This window comes from Streptomyces thermocarboxydovorans (genome assembly GCF_039524635.1).
Classification (GTDB): Bacteria; Actinomycetota; Actinomycetes; order Streptomycetales; family Streptomycetaceae; genus Streptomyces; species Streptomyces thermocarboxydovorans.
The window spans coordinates 13,723-37,495 of sequence record NZ_BAAAGU010000023.1; the positions used below are offsets into that span (position 1 = coordinate 13,723).

21 protein-coding genes, 1 tRNA gene and 1 pseudogene are annotated in these 23,773 nt (G+C 73.5%); 11 read left to right on the forward strand and 12 right to left on the reverse strand.

From position 1 onward, the window contains the following. Positions 1-92: 92 nt before the first annotated feature. Positions 93-971, forward strand: coding sequence for a maleate cis-trans isomerase family protein (locus ABD198_RS12805; protein ID WP_344000618.1), 879 nt, complete (start codon positions 93-95; stop codon positions 969-971). Beyond that, positions 968-1,699: a maleate cis-trans isomerase family protein gene (locus tag ABD198_RS12810; protein WP_344000504.1), complete on the forward strand. Its 732-nt coding sequence runs from the start codon at positions 968-970 to the stop codon at positions 1,697-1,699. Before ABD198_RS12805 ends, ABD198_RS12810 begins: the two co-directional genes overlap by 4 nt. Positions 1,700-1,807: 108 nt before the next feature. Here the strand turns inward: ABD198_RS12810 and ABD198_RS12815 are convergent, their stop codons facing one another. Beyond that, positions 1,808-2,194, reverse strand: a complete 387-nt coding sequence (locus ABD198_RS12815; RefSeq protein ID WP_344000506.1) for a VOC family protein — start codon at positions 2,192-2,194, stop codon at positions 1,808-1,810. Continuing rightward, positions 2,191-2,484: an ArsR/SmtB family transcription factor gene (locus ABD198_RS12820; RefSeq protein ID WP_344000508.1), complete on the reverse strand. Its 294-nt coding sequence runs from the start codon at positions 2,482-2,484 to the stop codon at positions 2,191-2,193. Before ABD198_RS12820 ends, ABD198_RS12815 begins: the two co-directional genes overlap by 4 nt. 159 nt (positions 2,485-2,643) lie before the next feature. Between ABD198_RS12820 and ABD198_RS12825 the strand changes: the two genes are divergently transcribed. The 3 genes from ABD198_RS12825 to ABD198_RS12835 all read left to right on the forward strand — a co-directional run bounded on the left by ABD198_RS12825 (position 2,644) and on the right by ABD198_RS12835 (position 3,820). After that, complete coding sequence (locus ABD198_RS12825; RefSeq protein WP_344000510.1) at positions 2,644-3,009, forward strand: hypothetical protein; 366 nt, start codon at positions 2,644-2,646, stop codon at positions 3,007-3,009. Between the two features lie 147 nt (positions 3,010-3,156). Further along, entirely contained in the window at positions 3,157-3,756 is a 600-nt protein-coding gene (locus ABD198_RS12830; protein WP_344000512.1) for a bifunctional DNA primase/polymerase, read from the forward strand. Beyond that, positions 3,747-3,820, forward strand: a tRNA-Lys gene (locus tag ABD198_RS12835). Before ABD198_RS12830 ends, ABD198_RS12835 begins: the two co-directional genes overlap by 10 nt. Positions 3,821-3,920: 100 nt before the next feature. Here the strand turns inward: ABD198_RS12835 and ABD198_RS12840 are convergent. Continuing rightward, positions 3,921-5,141 (reverse strand): M6 family metalloprotease domain-containing protein, encoded by a 1,221-nt coding sequence (locus ABD198_RS12840; RefSeq protein ID WP_344000514.1) that lies wholly within the window; start codon positions 5,139-5,141, stop codon positions 3,921-3,923. Positions 5,142-5,598: 457 nt separating this feature from the next. Between ABD198_RS12840 and ABD198_RS12845 the strand changes: the two genes are divergently transcribed. Next, positions 5,599-7,509, forward strand: coding sequence for a putative bifunctional diguanylate cyclase/phosphodiesterase (locus ABD198_RS12845; RefSeq protein ID WP_344000517.1), 1,911 nt, complete (start codon positions 5,599-5,601; stop codon positions 7,507-7,509). Between the two features lie 35 nt (positions 7,510-7,544). Here the strand turns inward: ABD198_RS12845 and ABD198_RS12850 are convergent, their stop codons facing one another. From ABD198_RS12850 to ABD198_RS12875, 7 genes and pseudogenes are all read right to left on the reverse strand, one after another. Further along, positions 7,545-8,648 (reverse strand): LLM class flavin-dependent oxidoreductase, encoded by a 1,104-nt coding sequence (locus tag ABD198_RS12850; protein ID WP_344000519.1) that lies wholly within the window; start codon positions 8,646-8,648, stop codon positions 7,545-7,547. Positions 8,649-8,946: 298 nt separating this feature from the next. Beyond that, positions 8,947-9,090 (reverse strand): annotated as a pseudogene (locus ABD198_RS30710) (CysS/YqeB C-terminal domain-containing protein); the annotation flags it as partial. 85 nt (positions 9,091-9,175) lie between these two features. Then, entirely contained in the window at positions 9,176-10,510 is a 1,335-nt protein-coding gene (locus tag ABD198_RS12855) for an AAA family ATPase (RefSeq protein WP_344000620.1), read from the reverse strand. An 11-nt stretch (positions 10,511-10,521) separates the two neighbouring features. Next, positions 10,522-12,117: a hypothetical protein gene (locus ABD198_RS12860; RefSeq protein ID WP_344000521.1), complete on the reverse strand. Its 1,596-nt coding sequence runs from the start codon at positions 12,115-12,117 to the stop codon at positions 10,522-10,524. Then, the gene (locus ABD198_RS12865) at positions 12,108-13,241 is read right to left on the reverse strand and encodes a hypothetical protein (protein WP_344000523.1); all 1,134 of its coding nucleotides are present in this window, start codon (positions 13,239-13,241) and stop codon (positions 12,108-12,110) included. The genes ABD198_RS12860 and ABD198_RS12865 overlap by 10 nt, the downstream gene beginning before the upstream one ends. Then, positions 13,192-14,196, reverse strand: a complete 1,005-nt coding sequence (locus tag ABD198_RS12870; RefSeq protein ID WP_344000622.1) for a phosphatase PAP2 family protein — start codon at positions 14,194-14,196, stop codon at positions 13,192-13,194. Before ABD198_RS12870 ends, ABD198_RS12865 begins: the two co-directional genes overlap by 50 nt. 294 nt (positions 14,197-14,490) lie before the next feature. Beyond that, positions 14,491-15,969, reverse strand: a complete 1,479-nt coding sequence (locus tag ABD198_RS12875) for an NsdA family TPR-like regulatory protein (RefSeq protein ID WP_344000525.1) — start codon at positions 15,967-15,969, stop codon at positions 14,491-14,493. A gap of 270 nt (positions 15,970-16,239) precedes the next feature. Between ABD198_RS12875 and ABD198_RS12880 the strand changes: the two genes are divergently transcribed. Next, on the forward strand, positions 16,240-16,608 hold the full coding sequence (locus tag ABD198_RS12880) for a hypothetical protein (RefSeq protein ID WP_344000527.1): 369 nt from the start codon (positions 16,240-16,242) through the stop codon (positions 16,606-16,608). A 68-nt stretch (positions 16,609-16,676) separates the two neighbouring features. After that, the gene (locus ABD198_RS12885) at positions 16,677-17,540 is read left to right on the forward strand and encodes a spermidine synthase (protein WP_344000529.1); all 864 of its coding nucleotides are present in this window, start codon (positions 16,677-16,679) and stop codon (positions 17,538-17,540) included. 107 nt (positions 17,541-17,647) lie between these two features. On the opposite strand, the gene ABD198_RS12890 is transcribed toward ABD198_RS12885, so the two are convergent. Further along, positions 17,648-18,202, reverse strand: a complete 555-nt coding sequence (locus tag ABD198_RS12890; protein WP_344000531.1) for a hypothetical protein — start codon at positions 18,200-18,202, stop codon at positions 17,648-17,650. A gap of 144 nt (positions 18,203-18,346) precedes the next feature. Here ABD198_RS12890 and ABD198_RS12895 point away from each other — a divergent pair, with 144 nt between their 5' ends. The 3 genes from ABD198_RS12895 (at position 18,347) to ABD198_RS12905 (ending at position 22,068) form a co-directional block, all read left to right on the forward strand. After that, complete coding sequence (locus ABD198_RS12895; RefSeq protein WP_344000533.1) at positions 18,347-19,066, forward strand: response regulator transcription factor; 720 nt, start codon at positions 18,347-18,349, stop codon at positions 19,064-19,066. Beyond that, the gene (locus tag ABD198_RS12900) at positions 19,063-20,481 is read left to right on the forward strand and encodes a sensor histidine kinase (RefSeq protein WP_344000535.1); all 1,419 of its coding nucleotides are present in this window, start codon (positions 19,063-19,065) and stop codon (positions 20,479-20,481) included. Before ABD198_RS12895 ends, ABD198_RS12900 begins: the two co-directional genes overlap by 4 nt. Before the next feature lie 138 nt (positions 20,482-20,619). Next, the gene (locus ABD198_RS12905; protein WP_344000624.1) at positions 20,620-22,068 is read left to right on the forward strand and encodes a cellulose binding domain-containing protein; all 1,449 of its coding nucleotides are present in this window, start codon (positions 20,620-20,622) and stop codon (positions 22,066-22,068) included. Positions 22,069-22,316: 248 nt separating this feature from the next. Here ABD198_RS12905 and ABD198_RS12910 read toward each other — a convergent pair whose 3' ends face one another. Continuing rightward, positions 22,317-23,756: a GH1 family beta-glucosidase gene (locus ABD198_RS12910; protein WP_344000537.1), complete on the reverse strand. Its 1,440-nt coding sequence runs from the start codon at positions 23,754-23,756 to the stop codon at positions 22,317-22,319. Positions 23,757-23,773 lie beyond the last annotated feature (17 nt).

Here is a 23,773-nt window from a genome sequence, read left to right on the forward strand (position 1 = left end):
CACCCGAACCTACCGTCGTCAACACGGGCGTTTCGGCGAACCGTTGTATGGCTCTTCGCGTGCTCTCCTTCCAGCGTGAGGCCGGTGCTGTCATGGACGTCTCCTTTCTCGGTGGACCGGGCCCGCAGCGCGGGGTCGGGGTGGTCGCCCCCTTCGACTTCGCGCTGGACCGCGAGCTGTGGCGCTGGGTGCCCGACGAGGTGTCCCTGCATCTGACCCGCACCCCCTACGTGCCGGTCGAGGTGAGCCTGGACCTGGCGCGGATGATCAGCGAGCACGAGACTCTCGGCGACGCGGTGCGCACCCTCACCGCGGTGGCGCCCGAGGTCGTCGCCTACGCCTGCACCTCCGGCAGCTTCGTCGGCGGCGTGGTGGGCGAGCGGGCCATGTGCGAGGCGATGAGCAGGGCCGGATCGGTCCCGGCGATCACCACCTCCGGCGCGCTGCTGGAGGCGCTGGTGGAGCTGGACGTGCGCCGGGTGGCGCTGGTGACGCCGTACACGGTGTCGGTGACGAGGGTGCTGGAGAGCTATGTCGCGCAGGCGGGCGTCACGGTCACCGGCTGCGCCTACATGAGCCTGACCCGCCACATCTGGAAGGTCACCTATCGCGAGGTGGTCGACATGGCCCGGCGGGCGGCGGTGCGCGGCCGGCTCGGCGCGGCCGACGCGCTCTTCCTGTCCTGCACCAACCTGCCGACCTACGACGTGATCCCGCAGCTCGAGGCGGAACTACGCATACCGGTCATCTCGGCCAACCAGGTGACCATGTGGGCGGCGCTGCGCCGGCTGGGTACCCCCGCGGTGGGACCGTATCAGGCGCTGATCGACGAGTCGGCGCGCTCCAAACCCGCACTGCCGGACCCGCGGCCGGGCTCCGTGGTGCAGAACGCGCAGAACGTGCAGGACGCGCGACCCGCGCAGGGCCTTACCGACAGGTCGGACGAGAAGCAGCAGGAAGGCTGGACATGACCGCACTGGGCATCCTCTACCCGGGCCACTCCGCCGAGGACGACTATCCGCGCATCGAGCAGCTTCTGGGCAGCGACGTACGGGTGGACGTCGTGCACACCGACATCGGCGAGGACGCGCACCGGGTGGACGCGCTGCGGGAGATGGGCTCGGCCGAGCGGCTGGCGGCCGGGGTCGGGGAACTGCGGCGCGCGGGCGCCGACACGGTGGTGTGGGCCTGCACCTCCGGCAGCTTCGTGCTCGGCTGGGAGGGGGCGCACGAGCAGGTCCGCTCGCTTGCCCTGGCGGCGGGGATGCCGGCCTCCTCCACGTCCTTCGCCTTCGTCAACGCGGCCCGGGAGATCGAGGTGCGCCGGGTCGCCGTCGGCGCCACCTACCCCGACGACGTGGCCGGGCTGTTCGCGGACTTCCTGCGGGCCGGCGGTCTGGAGGTGACCGGCGTGCGCAGCTCCGGGATCATCACGGCCGCCGAGGTCGGCACCTGGGGCGAGGAGGAGGTGTTCGCGCTGGCCCGCGCCGCCGACCAGCCCGACGCCGAGGCCCTGCTGCTGCCGGACACCGCCCTGCACACCGTCGCCCACATCCCGGCCCTGGAGAAGGAGCTCGGCAAGCCGGTGCTCACCGCCAACCAGGTCACCGTCTGGGAGGGCCTGCGCCTGGCCGACCGCCGGGTCAACGCGCCGTCGCTGGGCTCGCTGTTCACCAGGGAGCCGATCGTCCAGGTGTGAGGCGTCCGCGGTCCGCGGGTGAGAGGCCCGCGCGGCTCACTTCGCGCGGACGCGTACGGCAGACTTCGCGTGGACGCGTACGGCTCACTGCATGTGGACGCGTACGGCTCACTTGGCGTGGATGATCTGGATCAGGTTGCCGCAGGTGTCGTCCAGGACGGCGGTGGTGATCTGGCCCATCTCCAGGGGCTCCTGGGTGAAGGCCACCCCGAGGGAGCGCAGCCGCTCGTACTCGGCCCGGACGTCGTCCACGGCGAAGGAGGCGGCCGGGATGCCGTCCTGGACCAGGGCCGACTTGTACGGCGCCACCGCCGGGTGGACGGACGGCTCCAGCAGCAGCTCGGTGCCGTCCGGCTCCTCGGGGGAGACCACGGTCAGCCAGCGGTGGTCGCCCATCGGCACGTCGTGCTTCTTCACGAAGCCCAGCACATCGGTGTAGAAGCGCAGCGCCTTCTCCTGGTCGTCGACGAAGACGCTGGTCAGGTGGATCCTCATGGTCTGCCCTCATCGGGGTCGGGCCGGAGCCATCGGGTGACGATGTGCTCCAGGGGTGCGGTGTTCAGATCGTGGAACTTGTAGCGGCCCTGGCGGCGGGTGCGGACGAGATCCGCGGCCTCCAGGACGGCGAGGTGCTGGCTGATCGCCTGGCGGGACAGCCCCAGCCCGTGCTTGGTCACCAGCCGCGTGCAGATCTCGAACAGCGTCTGGCCGTCGCGCTCCACCAGCTCGTCGAGAATGCGCCGACGGGTGGGATCGGCCAGTGCCTTGAACACATCCTCCGCCATGCCGGACAGGATATGCAAGTATTGACTTGCCTGTCACGGGGAAGAGCCCTGGGGAGGGAGGCTCCCGGGCCGGCCCGACGCCCTCTTGCGCGGACGCGGGACAATGGACGGTGGCCCACTTGCCAGAGGGTCGATCGCGACGCACGAGAAGGAGAAGACATGGCGGAGCACGCGCCGCGTCGGGACCAGCCGCGGCTACGCCCCGCGCCCCTGCTCTTCGAGCCCGCGGAGGCGGCCTCCGACCCGGAGCACTTCTTCGACCTGGAGTCGATCGACGATCCGCGCATACTGCTGGAGCGGGCCACGGAGCTGACGCTCGCGTTCCGGGCGGCGGCGGACCGGGCGGCGGAGTTCCAGGCGATGGCGGCCGCCCAGCTCGCCGACCCCCGCCGCTTCGACCGGCTGACGACGGCGGACATCGCCGAACGCGCCGAGTGGACCGAGGACTACGCGAGGCGGATGGTCGAGTTCGGCCGGGATCTGCTGCGCGGCGGCGAGGGACACGGCTTCGCCGACCCCGTGTAGCGGCCCCGCACGGCGGGTGCCGACGGCTCGTGGTCGAACGCGCGTGGCATATGCCGGGCGGGCACGATACTCCCCGTCCGCCCCCGCTGTCCCGGTTTCCGGCAACCATCGGCGACCGTGCGCTCACCACCGGTAGATCTGGACGTCATGAGCAGCGCACGGAACGCCCCCGACGTCAGCGGTGTCACCCCGGACGGCGCCGCCTGGCTGGCCTCGGCAGGAACGTATCCCCGCAGCACGCTCTCGTACTGGCGGGAGCGGCCGGACGCTCCGGTGGTGCTGCCCTGCGGGGTCGCCTTCGACGTGGTCAGCACCCCCGCGATCTTCGGGCGCCGGATGCTGGACCGGATGTGGGAGGAGGGGCCGGGCTCCGGCCCGGTCGCGCAGTTCCGCGGCCGCATGCTGCTGTTCGCCGCGGCCGGCACCGCCCGGCGGCTCCCGGCGCTGCTGGAGTGGGAGGAGTGGGGTTCCGGCGGCAGGTCCCGGGGCCGCGCCGATGCGGTGCCCCCGCTGCTGTGCCACGGCACCGGCGACGCGGTGACCGTCCCGGCCCCCGTCGGCCCGGTGCCCGGGGAGCGCTCCGGATCGCGCTGGCTGGTGGCCCCGGACACGCGTCACCCCTGGCTGCCGGGCCCGGAGGTGCTGCTGTGGGCGGCCGTGCGGGCGGCCCGTGCGGCGGTGCGGATATCGATTTTTCCTCCCCTGGACCAGGGTGCTAATGTCTACGACGTCAGCAGGCGCCGCTAGCTCAGTTGGTTAGAGCAGCTGACTCTTAATCAGCGGGTCCGGGGTTCGAGTCCCTGGCGGCGCACGACACGAGGAAGGCCCTCCGCGAGAGCGGAGGGTCTTCCTCGTTCCCGGGATCCCTGACCCGTTGTGCCCGAGATCGGCCTCGCGGCTGCCGGGCCGGATCACCCGGTGGTGATCTTCACCGTCCAGGCCCCCGAGGCCGTACGCTCCTCCACCTCCACCCGCACGTTCTCGTCCGGCACCGTGAAGCTCTCGCCGAGGGCGACCGGGGCGTCCGCCAGCGGCGGGTAGACCGAGTCCTCCCAGCAGGCCTCCGTCCCCGGGTGGGCGTCGATCACCTCGATGGGGCCGCTGCCGGACCGGGTGCCGCTGGTCACCCGGTAGACCAGCACCCCCTCCCGGCAGGCCGCCGCGTCGTTGCCGACCGGGCCGCGCGCCTCGAAGGCGAGCGCGCTGTCCGGGCCGGTGCGCACCACCGCGAGCTTCACCCCCCGCCCGAGCCCGAAGGACGGCGCCCCGGCGGCGCCCGTCACCGGCACCCCGGGCCCCGCGCCCAGCGGCTCCAGCGTCAGCCGCACCGGACCGCCGCCGCGCACGCACCGCACCTGGCGCGGCTCCAGCCAGCCCAGCTTCCACTTGTGCCAGGCGAACAGGTCGGGGGCGAGCGCGAACTGGCTGCCCATCAGGTCCCAGTCGCCGACATGGGTGTCCCAGTCGCCCTTGCCGTCCACCGGCCGGTTGTAGAGGTCGGGCAGGTCGAAGACATGGCCGGTCTCGTGGGCGAGGACCAGCCGGTCCGGGGGATGGTTCTCGAACACGGTGACGAAGCGGCGGATGTCCCGGCCGTCGGCCCGCAGCGGGGAGTCCAGATTGACGACCTTGGTGGCGTCGGAGTCCACACCCGGCGCGTCCGGGTCGGCGACGAAGTACACGATGTCGTACCGCGAGAAGTCCACGTGCGCGTCGGATGCCGTGAGCGCGTCCCGCAGATAGGCCGCCCGGTGGGAGACCGTCCAGTCGCGCTGTATGGCGTATGCCGTGGACGGGCGCGGCATACGGATCCACTGGCGCAGCGGGTGCGGGCGCAGGGTGAACTTGCCGTAGGAGGAGCGCCGGAAGAAGTCGCTGGTGGAGGGGAAATGGTCGGCGGCCAGCTCGGCGGGCGTGGTCAGCGGGTGGGAGTCCGGGAACGACAGGAACACCATCACGGCGTCCAGCTCGCGGCGGGGCCGGGGGTAGGCGGCGTTCCAGGTGTCCAGGCCCTCCGAGTGGTGCGCCTCGGTCCTGGTCAGGGTGCACGCGGCGGTGGAGAAGGGTTCGTCGTCGACCGAGGGGGCGGTGACGAGCGAGGTCGCCGCGAGCGCGGACATGGTGGTGCACATCGCGGCCGTGGTGCGCAGCCGGGGCCGGGCGGTGGCCGTCAGTCGCCCGGCCGGCCGAGTCCGTCCACCCAGTCGGCCCAATCCCCTCAGAGCCTCGCGGCCGAGTCCTCTCAGGGGGAGCTGACGCGGCACGGGGACCTCCGGGGGACGGCTCACGGGACACCGCACCCAGATTGGGAGGATTTGTCGTACTGCGCCCTGTTCGGCTGGGCCGCTCGGGTGAGGAGTGCGTCCGTCCGTGCGTTCCGACACCCCCGAACCACTCACGGAACGTCACAAGTGGTCGGAGGCCCGAAGAACGCTTCCAACTGCGGGCAGAAACGCTCTGGCAGAGATGCGGGACCGTCCCCGAGACGGGACAGTGGCTGGAAGGCCCCTGGGCCAGCCTCTATGATCGGCACACTTTCCTGAGACTTTCCTGCACGGACAGCGATCGAGTGCACTGCGGGAGCGAGCGGTGAGCGGAACGTCCGAAGGGCCGGCGCCCGCACATCTCGACCGGCCGGTCGTCACAGAGAGTGAGATTGTCACGTCTCCCGGTACCGAATCCACGCCGCAGCCGGCAGCCCTGGCCGCCCCGTCCGACCCGTTGACCGGGCCGGACCCGGAGGCCGGGCCGCCCTACCACTCCGTCTTCACGGCCGCCCCGCTCGCCATGGCCGTCGTCGACCGCGAGGGCATGGTCGTCAGCGCCAACGGCACCCTCGCCGCCCTGCTGGGCAGCGACCCGGACAGCCTCACCGGGGCCGTCGCCGCCGACCTGGTGGACCTGTCCTCCGACGCCCGCACCTGGCACGCCTACCTCGAGGTGCTGCGCGGCCGGCAGGCGAAGCTGCGCTGCACGCGCCGGCTCAAGCACCCCGAGGGCCACTCGGTGTGGGTGCAGGTCACCGTCACCCCGCTGCCCGAGGCGGACGGTCCCCTCCTGCTCTCGGTCACCGACATCAGCTCCCGCCGCGAACTCCAGGCCAGGCTGCGGCACTTGCAGATGCACGACCCGGTGACCCGGCTGCCCAACCGCACCCTGTTCTTCGAACGCCTCACCGCCGCGCTGGAGGCCGAGTCCTACGAGCAGAGCGGCACCGGCCGGATCGGCCTGTGCTACCTCGACCTCGACGGGTTCAAGGCCGTCAACGACACCCTCGGCCACCGCGTCGGCGACCGGCTGCTGTCCGCCGTCGCCGAACGCCTCGTCCGCTGCGCCGAGGAGGCCGGGCGGGCCCGGGCGACCAGGGCCGGCACCCCGCTGGTGGCGCGGCTCGGCGGCGACGAGTTCGCGCTGCTGGTGGAGGACACCACCGGCACCGAGCAGGTCGCCGACCTCGCCGAGTCGCTGCTCGCCGCCATCCAGGAGCCGTACGACCTGGCCGGGCAGCGGCTGTCGGTGTCGGCGTCCATCGGCGTGGTCGAACGCCATGCGGCCGGCACCACCCCCACCGCGCTGATGCAGGCCGCCGACACCACGCTCTACTGGGCCAAGGCCGACGGCAAGGCCCGCTGGACGCTGTTCGACCCCGAGCGCAACGCCCACCGCATGACCCGGCAGGCCCTCGCCTCCACCCTCCGGCCCGCCATCGAGCGGGGCGAGTTCGCGCTGGAGTACCAGCCGCTGGTCGGCATGGAGGACGACCGGGTGCACGGCGTGGAGGCGCTGATCCGCTGGAACCACCCGCAGTTCGGCACCCTGACGCCGAATCGGTTCATCGGACTGGCGGAGGAGGACGGCTCGATCGTCCCGCTGGGCCGCTGGGTGCTGCGCACCGCCTGCCGCCAGGCCCGTCGCTGGCAGGTGGAGCACCCCGACGAGCCGCCGATCTTCGTGAGCGTCAATGTGGCGGTGCGCCAGGTGTGGGACTCGGACCTGGTGACGGACGTCGCGGAGACCCTGGAGGAGACGGGCCTCCCGCCGCATCTGCTCCAGCTGGAACTCACCGAGTCGGCCGTCATGGGCTCGGCGGGCCGCCCGCTGCAGGCGCTCAAGGCGCTCAGCGACATGGGCGTGCGCATCGCCATCGACGACTTCGGCACCGGCTACTCCAACCTGGCCTACCTCAGCCGCCTGCCGGTGTCCGTCCTCAAGCTCGACGGCTCCTTCGTCCGCGGCTTCCAGTACGAGGAGCGTGCCGCCGCATCGCCGAACCCGGCGGACGAGGTCATCGTCGAGGCGATGGTCCAACTCGCCCACCGGCTGGGCCTGACGGTCACCGCCGAGTGCGTGGAGACCTCGGCCCAGGCCACCCGCCTGCGCCGCATCGGCTGCGACACCGGCCAGGGCTGGCTCTACTCCCGGCCGGTGCCGCCGGATCGTATCTCCGAGCTGCTGGACAGCCCCGAGGCCTGGGTCCAGGCGGGCGCGGGCAAGTCCTAGCCCCCCGGCCATCAGTTGGCCGTGGACGACGATGCTCAGCCGGCCGGGAAACCGTACGCGTCCGCGATCAGCTCATAGCTGCGCAGCCGCGCCTCACCGCTGTGGGCGTTGGCGGTGAGCATCAACTCGTCGGCGCCGGTGCGCTTCTGCAGCTCGTCCAGACCGGCACGGACCTCGTCCGGGGTGCCGTGCACCACGTTGGCGTTCCAGGAGTCGACGAACTCCCGCTCCATGGGCGAGAAGGGGTACGCCTCGGCCTCCTCCGGGGTCGGCACCAGGCCCGGCCGTCCGGTCCGCAGCCGCACCATGCTGAGCGCGGCGGCCCGCACCTGCCGGCGGGCCTCCTTCTCCTCGTCGGCGGCGAGCGCGGCGACCCCGATGAGAGCGTAGGGCCGGTCCAGGACGGCGCTGGGCCGGAAGGACTCGCGGTAGAGGTCGAGCGCGGGGATGGTGTTCCGCGCGGAGAAGTGGTGCGCGAAGGCGAAGGGCAGCCCGAGCATCCCGGCCAGCCGGGCGCTGAAGCCGGAGGAGCCCAGCAGCCAGATCGGCGGCCGGTGCGGCGACTGCACACCGCCCGGGGAGGTCCCCTGGACCGGCCCCGGCACGGCGTGGATGCGCCGGTAGGGGTGCCCGTCGGGGAAGTCGTCGTCCAGGAACCGGGTCAGCTCCGCGAGCTGCTCCGGGAAGTCGTCGGCGCCCTCGTTCAGGTGGTCGGTGCGGCGCAGGGCCGCCGCGGTCGCCCCGTCCGTCCCCGGAGCGCGGCCGAGCCCCAGATCGATCCGGCCCGGCGCCATGGCCTCCAGCGTGCCGAACTGCTCGGCGATCACCAGGGGCGCGTGATTGGGCAGCATCACACCGCCCGAGCCGAGCCGGATGCGGTCGGTGTGGGCGGCGAGGTGGGCGAGGATCACGGCCGGGGAGGAGGAGGCGACGCCCGGCATGGAGTGGTGCTCGGCGACCCAGTACCGGTGATAGCCGCGGGACTCGGTGAGCCGGGCCAGAGCCACGCTGGTGCGCAGCGCGTCGCTCGCGGTGCGCCCGGCGCCGACCGTGACCAGGTCGAGGACGGAGAGGGGCACGGGGGCGGTGCCGCGTGCGGTGCCCCGGATCTCGTCGCCTGTCTCGTCGTCTGCGGTCACGGTGGGGTGCCTCCTGTCGTACTGGGCCGTACTTGGGCGTGCTGTGCTGCGCGGTGCAGCGCTGCGCTGTGCCCTAACAGGAGACGGTCTCCGGTTATTCCGTGCGGGTGCCTTGCGGGAGGAGCGGGCCGCCGGCGGCGCAGGCTGCCCTGGTCCGCCTGGCGCTCAGGCCACTGGGGGACGGGACCATCACCGCCCGCGCGCTGCTGGCCCTGTGAGCAGCAGCCCGCGTCCCGGTCGCTCCGGGGCGCGGGCCGTGCGGGGACGTGAGCGGCTCCGCGACCTGCGTGTCCCGTGCTCAGGTGCGGCGGGGGGACGACCGCCAGTACTGGCGGTTCTTCTCGTCGCGTACGGTCACGCCGAGGCGCTTGAGCTCCTCGCGGAGTTCGCGGGCGTCGTCGGTGTCGTCTCGTTTGCGGGCGCCGGCGCGGGCCTTGAGGAGGGCGTCGGCGCCCGTGCCGTGTCATCGGCCGATGGTCTACGGGAGTGCGACTTTGGTCGCGGCCTGGGGGCCGTCTGCAGGGGGTTTACGGCGTCCAGTCCACGTGGTGGCCGGCCAGGTGCGCCAGGACCGCGTGGTTCGCCTCCCAGCCGTCCGGGAACTTCACCACGGTGCCGAGCTGCACCGGTTCGGTGGACGGGTAGTCGTCCAGCAGCTCGGTCACGCCGTCCCGGCAGACCACGATGCAGGCGTGCCGGTGGCGGGAGGTCAGCACGCACAGGCGGCCGGTCTCCAGGTGGAACGCGGTGGCGTCGGGGCGGCCCGACAGCGGGTGCAGGACGACCGTGACGTCGTACTCGCGGCCCTGGAGCCGGTTCGCCGTGTCGACGGTGACCTCCGTGACGCCCAGGCGCGCCAGCGCCGCGCGCACCGCCGCCGCCTGGTCTCGGTGGGCCGTGCCGACGGCGATGCGGTCGGCGGTCAACGGGGCGGCATCGGGGGAGCGTTCGGAGATGGCCGCTCCCTCGCGGTCCAGCAGCCGGCGGACGACCGCGGCCACGGCCCCGACCGCCTCCGGGTCGGTGCGCGGGGTGTGGGCGGCGGGGAGCCGCAGCAGCCCCCAGCCGGTCTCCGCGGCCTCGTCGATCACCCGGTCCGGGGCCGAACCGTCGGACGGGACGGCGAAGGTGAGCCGGCGGTCGTCCGGGCCGGTGCCGCTGCGGAACGGCGTGTACGGGTAGAAGGCGTCGGACACCAGCGGGGCCGCCGAGGCGGGCAGCCGCCAGGAGACCGGCAGCCGGTGCTGCGGAAGATCGGGGTTGTGCGCCAGCAGCGTGGTGACGGCGGAGGCCGAGGGGTCGTACGACAGGCCCGCCCACTGCTCGCTGCCGACGATGGCGAACGGGTCCAGCTGGCCCGGGTCGCCGACGAACAGCGCCCGTTCGAACAGCCCCGCCACGGCCAGCAGCGCGTCCGAGCGCATCTGGTACGCCTCGTCGACGATGGCGTGCCGCCAGGGCTCGACGCCCTTGACGTGCGCCCACTTCGCCGCGGTCGACAGCACCACGTCCAGGCCGGCCAGGTCCGCCGCCTTCGCCGAGGTGCGGACGTTCGGCAGGTCGTCGAGCGCCTTGTCGTAGGGGTCGGAGTCGCTGCTGTGCAGGCGGCCCACCGGCAGGTCCGGGTTCTTCTCCGCGAGCCGCAGCACCAGGTCGTCCACCTGCGCGTTGGTCTGCGCCACCACCATCAGCGGGCGGCCCGCCGCGGCCAGTTCCAGCGCGGCGCGCACCACCAGCGTGGACTTGCCGGCGCCGGGCGGGGAGTCGACGACCACACCGCGCGCGGAGCCGTGCAGCGTGTCGCGCAGGATCGCCTCGGTGGCGAGCGCGGCGGCGGCGCCCGGGTCGGCCACGTCGCGCATGACCTCAGCGGTCACAGGATGTCCTCCTCCGTCACCGGGTCGGCGGGCTCGGCCACCGGCTCCTCACCGGGCGGGCCGCCATGGGTCCAGGGCGTCTCCTCCGGGTCGGGGAGCTTGGCGCCGCCGCGCGGTTCGTGCTCGAAGAGCGTGAAGCAGAGCCGGTCGCCCTTCTCCGGCACCGACCCCGGCTCGGGCTCGCGGGCGCGTCCCATCCGGTCCAGCACGCGCAGCACCAGCACGCCGCCGTCCTCCTCGCGCGCCACCAGCTCCGCCGTCTGCGGCTTGCCGTTCGACGAGCGGTACACCCGCGCGCCCTCGGCCAGATGCGGGCGGTCGTCCGTGCGGACGGTCACCAGCGGGCGGGGACTGGGGCGTTTGCTCTCGGTCCAGGTCATCACCACATCGGTGACCTCGCCCGCGAACGCCTCCCCCGACAGCCGGCGGGCCGCCATCACCAGCGGGTCGTCCAGCGCCTCCTGGGCCTCCAGACGGGCCTGCTCACGCTCCCGGGTGGCGAGCTTGGTCGCCGCGGTCACCGCGTCGTCCCGGCGCGGCTGCGGCGGCTCACCGGCCAGCACCCGCTCCCGGTGGCCGGTGTACGACCAGCGGTCCCGGGTCCACCGCTCGGCCACATGCGCGCCCTCGGGCAGCTCCCGCAGCAAATCCAGGCCCTGCCACACCGCCCGCCAGGGGGGCAGCGTACGGCTCTCCACCAGGTCGCGGATGCGCCGTTCGGCGGCGGTGAGGTCGCCGAGCCGGGCGTCGGCCTCGATGCCGTCCTCGGCCGCGGCGAGCGCGGAACGCGCCCGGTCGTAGGCCTCGATGGCCGGGGCGAGCAGCTTGTTGTCGAACGCCGGGTCGGTGGCTGGGCCGGCGGGCGGGTGCAGCAGCTGACCGTCGGCGTCCCGCGCCAGCTCCCGCTCCCGGGCCGCTTCCGCACCGCTGCGCCCCTCGGGCGGGGCGATCCACGCCAGCAGCGCCCCCAAGTGCTGGTCCTCCAGGCTGGACTGGCCGGTCGCCCAGTGCCGGGACAGCACATCGGTCATCGCCAGCAGCAGCGAGGACCCGGGCACCCGCGCCCGCTCCCCGAAGTGCGTCAGCCACCGCCCGAGCAGCGGCACCCGCGGCGGCGCCGGGAAGGGAGCCTGCGGGTCCTCCTCGGCCGTGCGCCGGAAGCGCATCGAACGGCCCAGCAGCCGCACCAGTTCGATGCCGGCCCGGCTCGGCACGATCAGCTGGGGCGCGTCCGCGCACAGCTCGACCTCCACCTTGACCCGCTTGCCGGTCTCCGGATCGGTCTCGGTGCGCTCGGCGGCCTCCACCGTCTCGCCGTAGGAGTCGACGTACGGCAGCACCACGTCGGCCAGTTCGGCGAGGAACGCGAACCGCAGGTCCCGGTCGCGCGGCTGGGGCACCACCAGCAGCCTCGGCGCGTCCCGGTCGGTGCCGACCAGCGCGCCGAGCGGGGCGCCCGCCTCACCGGCGGTGGTCAGCGGGACGAACACCAGCGGACGGTCCGACAGATGCCGGTGCCGGACGGTCGCGGCGGGCTGCGCCCGGCCGCTGCTGACCGCCTCGAGACGGGCCAGGGTGGTGATCAGCGACACCCGGTCACCTCCCGCGCCGCCAGCGCCTCCGCGCGCAGGGCCGCGGCGCGGCGCAGCGCCGCCACCGCCGGATCCTCCGGGTCGCCGGCCTCGCCGCGGGCCGCCGCGAGCACCTCGTCGACCGTCGACAGACCGCCCAGCTCGGCGCGGACCGGGCGGCCCAGGCAGGTCACCGCGCCGGCCTCACGGGACCGTTCCCGGCAGTGGAAGGCCAGCTCACAGGCGGACAGGCACTCCGGCGCGTACGTCGCCGGGACCGACTCCACGGCTGCCGCCAGCTGCTCGGCGGGCAGCTCGGGCGAGAAGCAGACGCCCTCGGGGAGCGCGTCGGCGATCTCCTGGATGCGGGTGAGCCGGGTCAGCTGCCGGGCGGTCACCGCGCGCTGCTTGCGCACGTCCACGGCGGAGGCCGTGGGCAGGTTGGAGAAGTCCTTGGGGCAGACCAGCAGGATGCGGTGGCGCACCCGGGCGGGAGGGCCGAGCCGCGCGGCCACCTCCTCCAGCGCCAGCACGTACACGGCCGCCTGCCGGGCCGCGGCGCCGACCTTCGCCGGGTCGGCGGAGCCGTCCAGCATGGGGAACGACTTGATCTCCACGACGGACCAGCTGCCGTCGGGGTGCACGATCACCGCGTCCGGCTCCAGGAAGGCGGGGGAGCCCGCCACGTCGAGGGCGAGCATCGGGTGGTCCAGCAGCGTCCAGGTGCCGGTCGCCTCGGTGGCCTCGCGCAGGGCGAGGACGGTGCGCGCGGTGCGGCCCTCGGGGCCCTGCGCGGTCAGGTCCGGCACGCTCGCGCCGGCCGGCGGCTCGGCCGAGCGGTCCAGCTTCTCGTGCGCCAGCCGCAGCAGCTCCGTGCCGCCGTCGGCCTTGACCTTCGCCTCGAAGGCGTTGCCCCGCACGAAGGCGAACTGCGACTGACCGAAGACCGAGGGGGCGCCCAGCGCGCTCGCCAGCCTCGCCTTGTCCACCCCGGCGCCGTCGAGGATGGCGCGGCGCCGGCAGCCCGGGTTGGCGGCGAGGGCGGCCAGGGCCCGCGCGTCCAGCGCCTTGGCCTGGACCTCCGGGCCGCGCAGCTCAGCGAGCCGGTGCCGCAGCGCCTTCTCCCGCGTCCGAGGAGGAGGCACCCGGCTGCTCGGCTCCAGACTCGAACCGTGACGCTCGCTGCCGTGGAATTCGCTCACCCGCGGAAGTCTGGCATCCGGCACTGACAATCGGAGAACCCGCACCGGACGTGTCCGCGGCGGCGGACGGCGTAACCGCCGCGCCGGAAGCGGAGCCCGCCGCGGGAACGGCCGCCGCGGCGCCCGTCCGCAGGCGCGACTCGACCCGGTCCGCGGTGCGCATCGCGAACGGCGTGAGCAGCAGACCGGCGCCCATCACGGCGGCACCGGCCGCCGCGTCGAGGAAGTAGTGGTTCGCGGTGCCCATCACCACGATCGTCGTCACCAGCGGGTACACCACGGCGGCGGTCCGGGCCCAGCGGCTGCTGCTGTACTTCCACAGCATCACTCCGCACCACAGCGCCCAGCCGACGTGCAGGCTCGGCATGGCCGCGTACTGGTTGGTCATGCCGCCCAGGCCGCGCGGGGCGCTCGCCTCGCCGCCCCACCAGCCCCAGGAGCTGAACTGGGCCATGGTGTCCACGAAGCCGTGGCGCGCCTCGAGCAGCCGCGGCGGGCAGGTGGGCAGCAGGGTGAAGCCGATCAGACCGATGAACGTCGAGGTCATCAGCCAGGTGCGCTCCGCGCGGTAGCGCACGGCGCGGGAGCGGAAGAGCCAGACGAGGATCGCCGGCGTGACCAGGTAGTGCAGGGAGGCGTACCAGAAGTCGGCGGGTATGCCGATCCAGGGCTCGTTGGTGAAGAGGCGGTTCAGCGGGTGCTCGGCGTTGAGGTACAGCGCCTTCTCTATTCGCAGGATCGCCAGACCGTGGTCCACGGCGTCCGCGACATCGCCCCGTACGATCAGCCGGCCCGCCGAGTAGCAGGCGTACACCACGACGATCAGCGGCAGCTCGGTCCACCAGCGCAGCCGGGTCGCCGGGGCTCCCTCGGTGCCCGGTGTCTCGCTGTGCGGCATCCGACCGCCCTCCCCGTTCTTCTTCGTGCGACGCGGCCCGTCGGCGGTCAGCCACTCTACGGTGTGGTAGACGCCTCGCGTGGGGCGCCCTCGGCCCTGAGAGACGTCGAGATCGCCCTCGGGGTTGCTCCGGAACAGGGTGCGCGATCGCGGGGAGATCATGCCTGTGAATTTCGTCCCGTAAGGTCCCGCCTCTCGCCGCTGACGCGGACGGCACGCAGGCATACGTGGACGTACGCGGGCATACGTCGGCAGCGGCGAGGAGCAGGGGACCTTGCAGGAACCGCGGGCGGGTTACGCGGACAGCGAGCGGGAGCCCGGCTCGGACAGCGAGGCGTGACGGTCCAGGAAGGCCGAGACGCCCGAGGTGCGGCGGTGCGGCAGCAGCACGCGGGCGGTGCCCACCAGCATCGTCTGGACACGGGACGACTGCACGTCCGTCAGCAGGTCGAGCACCCGCATGCCCGCGTCCGCCGCCTCGTCGGGACGTCCGCCGCGGGCCAGGTCGTCGGCCAGCTCCGCCGTGTAGAGGGCGATGTTGCGGGTGAAGTGCGGGTCCTGCAGCTCCGCGGCCCGGCGGGCGTGCCGGGCGGCGCGCGGCCAGTCGCCCAGCGTCGACCAGCACTGCGCCTCGAGACCCTCCAGCTCGGCCTCGCCGTAGAAGGTCATCCACTCCGGGTCGGCGTCGCTCGGGCCGCGGTCGAAGTACGCCTGCGCCCGGGCCAGGGCCTGCTCGCAGCCCGCGCGGTCGGCGAGCCCCGCCCAGCCGCCGGCCTCCCGCAGCGCCAGCAGCGACATCAGCCGGGCCGAGCCCAGCGGGCGGGCGACCCGCTGGGCGGCCTGCGCCGCCCGCACCGCCTCCCGCGGCCGGCCCGCGTCCCGCGCCAGGAACGCCGTGTTGCAGAAGCCGTGCGCCTCCAGGCCCGCGTCCCCCGCCATCCGCGCGGTCGCCAGGGCCTCCGCGTAGTGCGAGCGCGCGTCGTCGAAGCGGCCCGAGTCGTGCGCCAGCCAGCCCACCGAGATCGCCAGTTCACCCGCGCCCGAGTACAGGCGGTCCGCCGTGCGCTGCCGGGTGGTGCCCGCGTCCAGCAGGGCGTAGGCGGCGCGCAGCGGGGCGGCCGCCCGCCGGTAGAGCCCGTCGGCCCCGTGCCGGTCGTCCAGCAGCCGGATCCGGCGCACCGCTTCCTCCAGGGCGCGCGCGTCGCCGGCCCCGGCACGGCGCACCGTGCGTTGTGCCGCCGAGGCGTCCGCGGCGAATGCCAGCGGGCCCAGTGAGGCGGCGGCCACCGTGGCACCGCCGCCGGTCATGAATGCGCGACGCAGCACGTCGCTCTCCTCGTTGTCGTGCGTGTCGTACGGGTCCGACGTGTCATACGTGTCATACGGCTCGTACGCCCCGCTGGTCTCACTCGTCGCGTTCGCCGGGTCCGCGGTGTCCGGCGGGGGCGTGGCCCCGTCGTCGTACCGCGCCCGGCGCCCGCGTACCGCCGAGCGGGGCAGGAAGCCCAGGTCGGTGAGCGTGCGGCCGGGGAACATGTGCAGGAAGACCCGTTCGTAGGCGTAGTTGGGGCAGCGGATCTCGCCCGTCTCCACCCGGTGCACGTACCGCGCGTCGCAGCTGACCCGCTCGCCGATCTCGCGGGCGGCCCGGCGGACCGCCGCGGCGAACTCGGCAGGGGAGCGCGATCCGCGCAGCTCCCGGAAGACGAGATTCGGCCGGGGTGGCCGGTGCGGCTGGGCTGGCTGGGGTGAGGGCACCGTTGACGACGCCATGGCCGGGTCCTCTCTGCGAACCGTCGAACCATGCCGGAAGCGGGGTGAGTCGCGGGCGGTTTGCCCGTGAGACGCCCTGTTTCCGGCGGGCAAGAACGTACCTGCTGTGACGGAGCCGCCACGCAGGGTTTGGCTACAAAACCGGATATCTCATCCGTGATCTGCCATGAAGTGCCATCCTTTGCGGCGCACTTCCGGCGTAGCCGTTGACGCCTCGCGGCGTTGAACCCTGTGCAGGGTTCCGTGCGCGGAGTTGGTGTGGAGGCCGAGATGGTGACCAGTGCGGCAGGTTCGGCGGATTCTGTGGGCGCCCCGGTTGCCGCGTGCGATGTGGTGACGGTGCCGGCCCGGCAGGGCCTGGAGGCGGTGGACATCCTGCGGCGGGGGGCCGGCGACGAGGCGGTGGGGCCCGTGCTGCACGACGACGGCGGGGACACGCTCGCCTTCCTGGTGCCGCCGGGGACGGCCGCGGCGTGGGACGTGCCGGGCAGCGTCTGCACCGAGACGGAACCGGTGGCGGAGACGGGGGAGTGGCTGCTGCCGCCCGGCGAGGCGGAGTTGGCGACGGACCCGGCGGTGCTGCGGGAGGCGCTGGGCGAGGCGCGGCGCCTGATCGACGCGGCCGACAGCTGCCAGTGAGCGGATGAGGCCGCCCGGCCGGGACCGCCGCCACGGCGGGTGAGCGGGCCGCTTGTGACAATGCGGGCATGGGAAAGGCCAGGAGGCGGCGGCAGAGCGAACGCGAGGATCTCGCCGTTCAGGTGGACGGCGGGCTCGCCCAGCTGGTGCCCGACCCCGACCGGGCCCGCGGCTGGACCCTGCTGATCGACGGGGCCCCGCAGTCGTACGTCGATCTCGACGACCCCGAGTACCTCTCCTTCGAGTACCAGCGGCGGCTCGGGCATGTCGTCGATCTGTGCGCCCCGGCCGGGAAGCCCGTGCGGGCCGTGCACCTGGGCGGCGGCGCGTTCACCCTCGCCCGGTACGTCGCCGCGACCCGGCCCCGCTCCACCCAGCAGGTCGTCGAGCGGGACGCACCGCTGGTGGAACTCGTCCGCAGCACACTGCCGTTGCCGCCCAGGGACCGCATCCGGGTGCGCTCGGCGGACGCCCGGGACGGGCTCGCCAAGGTGCCCGACGGATGGGCGGACCTGGTCATCGCCGACGTGTTCAGCGGGGCACGGACCCCGGCCCATCTGACCTCGACCGAGTTCCTCGACGAGGTGCGCCGGGCGCTCGCACCCGGCGGGATCTACGCGGCCAACATCGCCGACGGCCCGCCGCTGCCGTACCTGCGCGGTCAGATCGCCACCGCCGCCGCCCGGTTCGCCGGACTCGCGCTGATCGCCGACCCGGCGGTGCTGCGCGGCAAGCGCTTCGGCAACGCGGTGCTGGTCGCCTCCGACGCGCCCCTGCCGGTCGCCGAGCTGACCCGCCGGTCCGCCTCCGACCCGCATCCGGGGCGGGTCCAGCACGGCAGGGAGCTGCGCGACTTCACGGGCGGGGCCGTGCCGGTGACCGATCACGCGGCGGTCGCCTCGCCGGCGCCTCCGCCGTCCGTCTTCCGCTGAGCGACGGAGGGACTGAGCGGCCGAGCGGCCGAGTGGCCGAGTGGCGAGTGGCCGAGCGACGCGACGACCGGGCGGCCGAACGGCCGGGTGGTGCGCGGCGATCCGCCTCAGTACGTCCCGGTCTCCACGCGCGGCGGACCGTCGTGCCAGGTGCAGAACACCGAGACCCTGTCCGCGCCCGAGCTGAACTCCACCCGGATCCAGGTCTCCGTCTTCCACACCTGCATCGACCAGCCGGCACCCGGCGTCGCCGACACCAGCGTCGCCGAGGTCTCGCCGAGGTCGAACACCGCCCGGCCGCCCTTGGTGTCGTAGCTCTTCACCTGGCCGGAGGCGGTGGGCGCGGGTGCCTGCGTCCGGTCCGGGGCCGATGCGGACTTCCCGCCGGCGGGAGTCGAGGGAGTCGCCGGGGCCTTGGTGTCCCCGCCGCTCTTCGCGGCCTTCTCGGTGTCCTCCGCGCCCCCGGTCTCGGACGGGCGTCGCGTGGAGGACGACACCGGCTTGGACTCCTGCGTCGTGGAGTCGGCCGCCGAGACGGACAGGGCGCGGGGTGGGGTGTAGGCGGTGGCCGCCATCACCGTGTGGACACCCCACCACGACAGCGTGACCGCCGCGCCCGTGGCGAGCAGCCAGGCCAGTACGTGTACGAGTCCTCTGCGCATCGTCGGCCCATACTGCCTCACCCGCCACACTCGTGTCGCGGTCCGGGGACAGGACCCGGGCAGGACGGGACGGGCTTCGCAGGCGGCTTCGGAGTTGTCCACAGCCCGGCGCCGGGGTCGCCCGTATGGCGTACGGTGCCGCCCATGGCAAGTGTTCTCGTGGTCGAGGACGACCAGTTCGTACGTTCGGCGCTCATCCGGCACCTCACCGACGCCTCGCACACCGTGCGCAGCGTGGGCACGGCGCTGGAGGCGCTGCGCGAGGTCGCCCTTTTCCGCTTCGACGTGGTCGTTCTGGACCTCGGACTGCCCGACCTGGACGGCTCCGAGGCCCTGAAGATGCTGCGCGGGATCACGGACGTGCCGGTGATCGTGGCCACCGCCCGGGACGACGAGACGGAGATCGTGCGGCTGCTGAACGCCGGCGCGGACGACTACCTGACCAAGCCCTTCTCCGTGGAGCATCTCTCGGCCCGGATGGCGGCGGTGCTGCGCCGCGCCAGGTCCGGCGGGGCCGAGGCGGAGCCGTCGCCCGTGCTGCAGGTCGGCGGCCTGACCGTCGACCCGCTGCGCCGCCAGGCCGAACTGGACGGTGTGCGGCTGGATCTGACCAGACGTGAGTTCGACCTGCTCGCCTTTCTCGCCGCCCGGCCCGGAGTGGTGGTGCCGCGCAAGGAGCTGCTGGCCGAGGTGTGGCAGCAGTCCTACGGCGACGACCAGACCATCGACGTCCATCTGTCCTGGCTGCGCCGCAAGCTCGGCGAGACCGCGGCCCGGCCGCGCTATCTGCACACCCTGCGGGGCGTGGGCGTGAAGCTGGAGCCGCCCGCGGAGGCGGCGCCCGGTGCGGAGCAGGCACGATGAGATGGGCCCTGGTGAAGGTGTCGCTGGCGGTCACCGCGATGGTGGTGCTCGCCTTCGCGGTGCCGCTCGGCCTGGTCATCCGGGAACTGGCCCGGGACCGGGCCTTCTCCAACGCCGAGCGGGAGGCCGCGGCACTCGCCCCGGCGCTGTCCATCACCACCGACCGCGACCAGCTCGAACGGGTCGTCGCCTCGGCCGGCGGCGAGATGGCGGTGCACCTGCCGGCCGCGGACGGCGAGCAGGCCTCGGACATCGGGCGGGGCCGCGCCCCCGCCGTGGACGTCGCGGCGGTACGCAAGGTGGGGCGTGCCTCCACCGCCTCGGTGCCCGGCGGCTCGGCGCTGCTGCAGCCGGTCGCGCTGAGCACCGGTGAGATCGCCGTGGTCGAGGTGTACGTCCCCCAGTCCGAGGTGACCGCCGGGGTCGGCACGGCCTGGGCGGTGCTGGCGGGGGTCGGGGTCGCGCTGGTCCTGGGCTCGGTGGCGGTGGCCGACCGGCTGGGCGTGCGGATGGTGCGCCCGGCGCAGCGGCTGGTGGAGGGGGCGCACGAGCTGGGGGAGGGCAAGCTCGGGGCCCGGGTGCCCGAGGAAGGGCCCACCGAACTGCGCCTGGCCGCCGTGGCGTTCAACTCCATGGCCGACCAGGTGGTCCAGCTCCTCGCCAACGAGCGGGAGCTGGCCGCCGACCTCTCCCACCGGCTGCGCACCCCGCTCACCGTGCTGCGGCTCAACGCCGCCTCGCTCGGCGACGGTCCGGCGGCCGAGCAGACCCGGGCCGCGGTCGAGCAGCTGGAGCGGGAGGTCGACACCATCATCCGCACCGCCCGGGAGGCCAAACCGCAGACGGCCGCCGCGGGTCCCGGCGCCGGCTGTGACGCCGCCGAGGTGGTCCGCGAGCGGATGGCGTTCTGGTCCGCGCTCGCCGAGGACGAGGGCCGCAAGTGGCGGGTGGCCGGGGCGGACCGGCCGGTGCGCATCCCCGTGGCCCGCGCCGATCTGGCCGCCGCCCTCGACGCGCTGCTCGGCAACGTCTTCCGGCACACCCCGGAGGGCACCGCCTTCGCGGTCGATGTGCACAACGGCGAGGACGCGGTGATCGTGCTCGTCTCCGACGCGGGCCCCGGCATACCCGACCCCGAGGCGGCGATGGCCCGCGGCCGGGGCTCGGGCAGCGACGGCTCGACCGGGCTCGGCCTGGACATCGTGCGCCGGCTCGCGGAGTCGACCGGCGGCGACGTACGGATCGGCTCCTCGGTGCTCGGCGGGACCGAGGTTCGCGTGTGGATCCAACTCGACGGACGCCAGCGGACACCGGGGCGGCGCGGCCACCGCGGAGCGGTCCGGCGCAGGCGGTCCGGGAGATCGCTCTCCCGCCGATTGGTCTCGACCTTTAACCGTCCCCGATCCCTTCCTTAAGCGCACCCTAAGATCCTCGACCGGTGGCCGGATCAGGTCATTTGTCCGAATCCGGCTCGCTAGCGTGCTGCCGCGCCCACCCCCTCATCCACCGGGCGCATCGAATCCCCCATGACCAGCAGCGAAGGCAGGCACGCGATGAGCACCCACCGGCGCAGGATCAGTGGCAGGAACAAGGCGATCGGAGCCGTGGTCGCCGCAGCCGTGGCCGGCGGTGGCGCGCTCGTGTTCACCAGCACCGCCTCGGCGGCCGGTGTCGGTGCCGTGTTCACGAAGACGAGCGAATGGTCCACCGGCTACACCGCCCAGTACGTGGTGAAGAACGACAGCGGCCGGCCGGACGCGGACTGGAAGCTGGAGTTCGAGCTGCCGGCCGGCAGCAAGCTCAGCTCGCTGTGGAACGGCGAGTCCCAGGTGAACGGGCAGCGCGTCACCGTCACCCCGCCCAAGTGGGACACCGACGGACTGGCCCCCGGCGAGTCCGTCACCGTCGGCTTCGTGGTCAACGGCACCGCGAACCCCACCGCTTGCCGGATCGACGGCGCCGGCTGCTCGTCGGACAGCGGCCCGGCCCCGGAGCCCAGCGGCCGTCCCACCGGCACCCCCGCCTCCACCCCGTCGCCGACGCCCACCGAGAAGCCGTCCGAGACCGAGAAGCCGGAGCCCACCGCGGACCCCGGCAACGGCACCAAGGCATCGGCGAGGTTCGCCCCCTACGTCGACACCTCCCTCCAGCCCGCCTTCGACCTGCTCGCCGCCGCCGAGGCGACCGGCGTCAAGCACTACAACCTGGCCTTCATCACCGACGGCGGCGGCTGCACCCCCAAGTGGGGCGGCACCGGCGACCTGGGCAGCAACCCGGTGGCCGGGCAGATCGGCGAGCTGCGCGCCAAGGGCGGCGATGTCCGGGTGTCCTTCGGCGGCGCGGCCGGCTCCGAACTCGGCACCACCTGCACCTCGGCGGACGCGCTCGCGGCGGCCTACGAGAAGGTCGTCGACGCCTACGACCTCACCAAGGTCGACTTCGACGTCGAGGGCGGCGCGCTGCCCAACGCCGCGGCCAACACCCGCCGCGCCCAGGCGATCGCCAAGCTGCAGAAGGACCACCCCGGCCTGGACGTCTCCTTCACCCTGCCGGTGATGCCGCAGGGCCTCACCCAGGACGGCGTCAACCTGCTCGAGGACGCCAGGAAGAACGGCGTGCGGATCGACGCCGTCAACATCATGGCGATGGACTACGGCCCCGCCTTCAGCGACGACATGGGCACCTACGCCGAGCAGGCCGCCACCGCCACCCAGGCCCAGATCAAGGGCGTGCTCGGGCTGAGCGACGACGAGGCGTGGAAGAAGGTGGCCGTCACCCCGATGATCGGCGTGAACGACGTGGTCACCGAGGTTTTCAAGACCGACGACGCCACCCAGCTGGTGAACTTCGCCAAGTCCAAGGGGCTCGGCTGGCTGTCGATGTGGTCCGGCACCCGCGACAAGGCCTGCCCCGGCGGCCCGAAGCCGTCCGCCGACGCCACCTGCAGCTCCATCGACCAGCAGCCCTTCGCCTTCAGCAAGGAGTTCGCGGCCTACCAGTGAGCCGCGGCGGCGACGCCTTGTGAGAGCGAAGACACCTCATGAGGAAGGCGCGGCACTGAGACGCACGAGCCACTGAGGAAAACGGGGAGCGCGACGCCCCGGCCGGTTCCCCCCCAGCACCAGGCCGGGGCGTCCGCGCGCCCTGACCCGGCTTGGAGGTCAGGGGAGTCAGGCACCCATGGGGGGGAAGCCGGGGCGCGGCACTCCCCTAGGGCGCCGCGCCCCGCCCCCCGTCTGGTGCGGAACGGTCAGATCCGCTCCGGCTCGGGCAGCGCGCCCGACCTGGCCGCCCGCCCGTACCACAGGGCACTGGACTTGGGCGTGCGCTCCAGGGAGGCGTAGTCGACGTAGACCGCGCCGAAGCGCTTCTCGTAGCCGTACGCCCACTCGAAGTTGTCCAGCAGGGACCACAGGTAGTAGCCGCGCACATCGGCGCCGTCGGCGATGGCCCGGCGCACCTCGGTGAGGTGGCCGTGCAGATAGGCGATGCGCTCCGGGTCGTGCACCCGGCCGTCGGCGTCGGGCTTGTCGTCGTAGGCCGCGCCGTTCTCGGTGATGTACAGCGGCAGGCCCGGGGCCTCACGGGTGTAGCGCATGATCAGCTCGTAGAGGCCGGTCGGGTCGATGGACCAGCCCATCTCGGTGCGCTCGCCGGGCAGTTGGTGGAAGGCCACGTCGTCGGCGCCGGGCCACGGCGAGTGCTCGCTGGCCCCGTGGCCGTCCGCCCGCGGCACCTCGGCGCCGGGCGCGGCCGCCGAGACCACGGTGGGCGTGTAGTAGTTGAGGCCCAGCGCGTCCAGCGGCTGGTGGATCAGGTCCAGGTCGCCGTCCTGGAGGAAGGACCAGTCGGTGATCGCGGAGGTCGACTCCAGCAGGGTCTCGGGGTAGGCGCCGTGCAGGATCGGGCCGTGGAAGATCCCGTTGGCCAGGTCGTCGATCTTGCGCACCGCCGCCAGGTCCGCCGCGCTGTCCGGTGAAAGGGGCCGTACCGCCGAGGAGTTGAGGCTGATGGCGACCGAGTTGCGGGCCGGCATCACCGAGCGCAGGGCGGCGGCGCCCAGACCGTGCGCCAGGTTCAGGTGGTGGGCGGCCCGCAGCGAGGCCTGCTGGTCGGTGCGGCCGGGGGCGTGCACCCCGGAGGCGTAGCCCAGGAAGGCGCTGCACCAGGGTTCGTTGAGCGTGATCCACTGCTCCACCCGGTCGCCGAGCGCCTCGCCGACGAGCTGCGCGTACTCGGCGAAGCGGTGGGCGGTGGCGCGCTCCGGCCAGCCGCCCGCGTCCTCCAGCTCCTGCGGCAGGTCCCAGTGGTAGAGGGTGACGGCCGGCTTGATGCCGTGCTCCAGCAGTTCGTCCACCAGCCGCCGGTAGAAGTCCAGGCCGCGCTGGACCGCCGGGCCCCGGCCGGTGGGCTGGACCCGGGACCAGGAGACGGAGAAGCGGTAGGCGGTCAGGCCCAGCTCCGCCATCAGCGCCACGTCCTCGCGGTAGCGGTGGTAGTGGTCGACCGCGATGTCACCGGTGTCGCCGCCGGCCGTCTTGCCCGGCGTGTGGCTGAAGGTGTCCCAGATGGACGGGGTCCGTCCGTCCTCCCGCACCGCCCCCTCGATCTGGTACGCGGAGGTCGCGGCGCCCCAGAGGAAGGAGTGGGGAAAGGTCGCCGGGGTCGCCGACGTGGCGGAGTCAGACATGGAAGCGCTCCCATAGA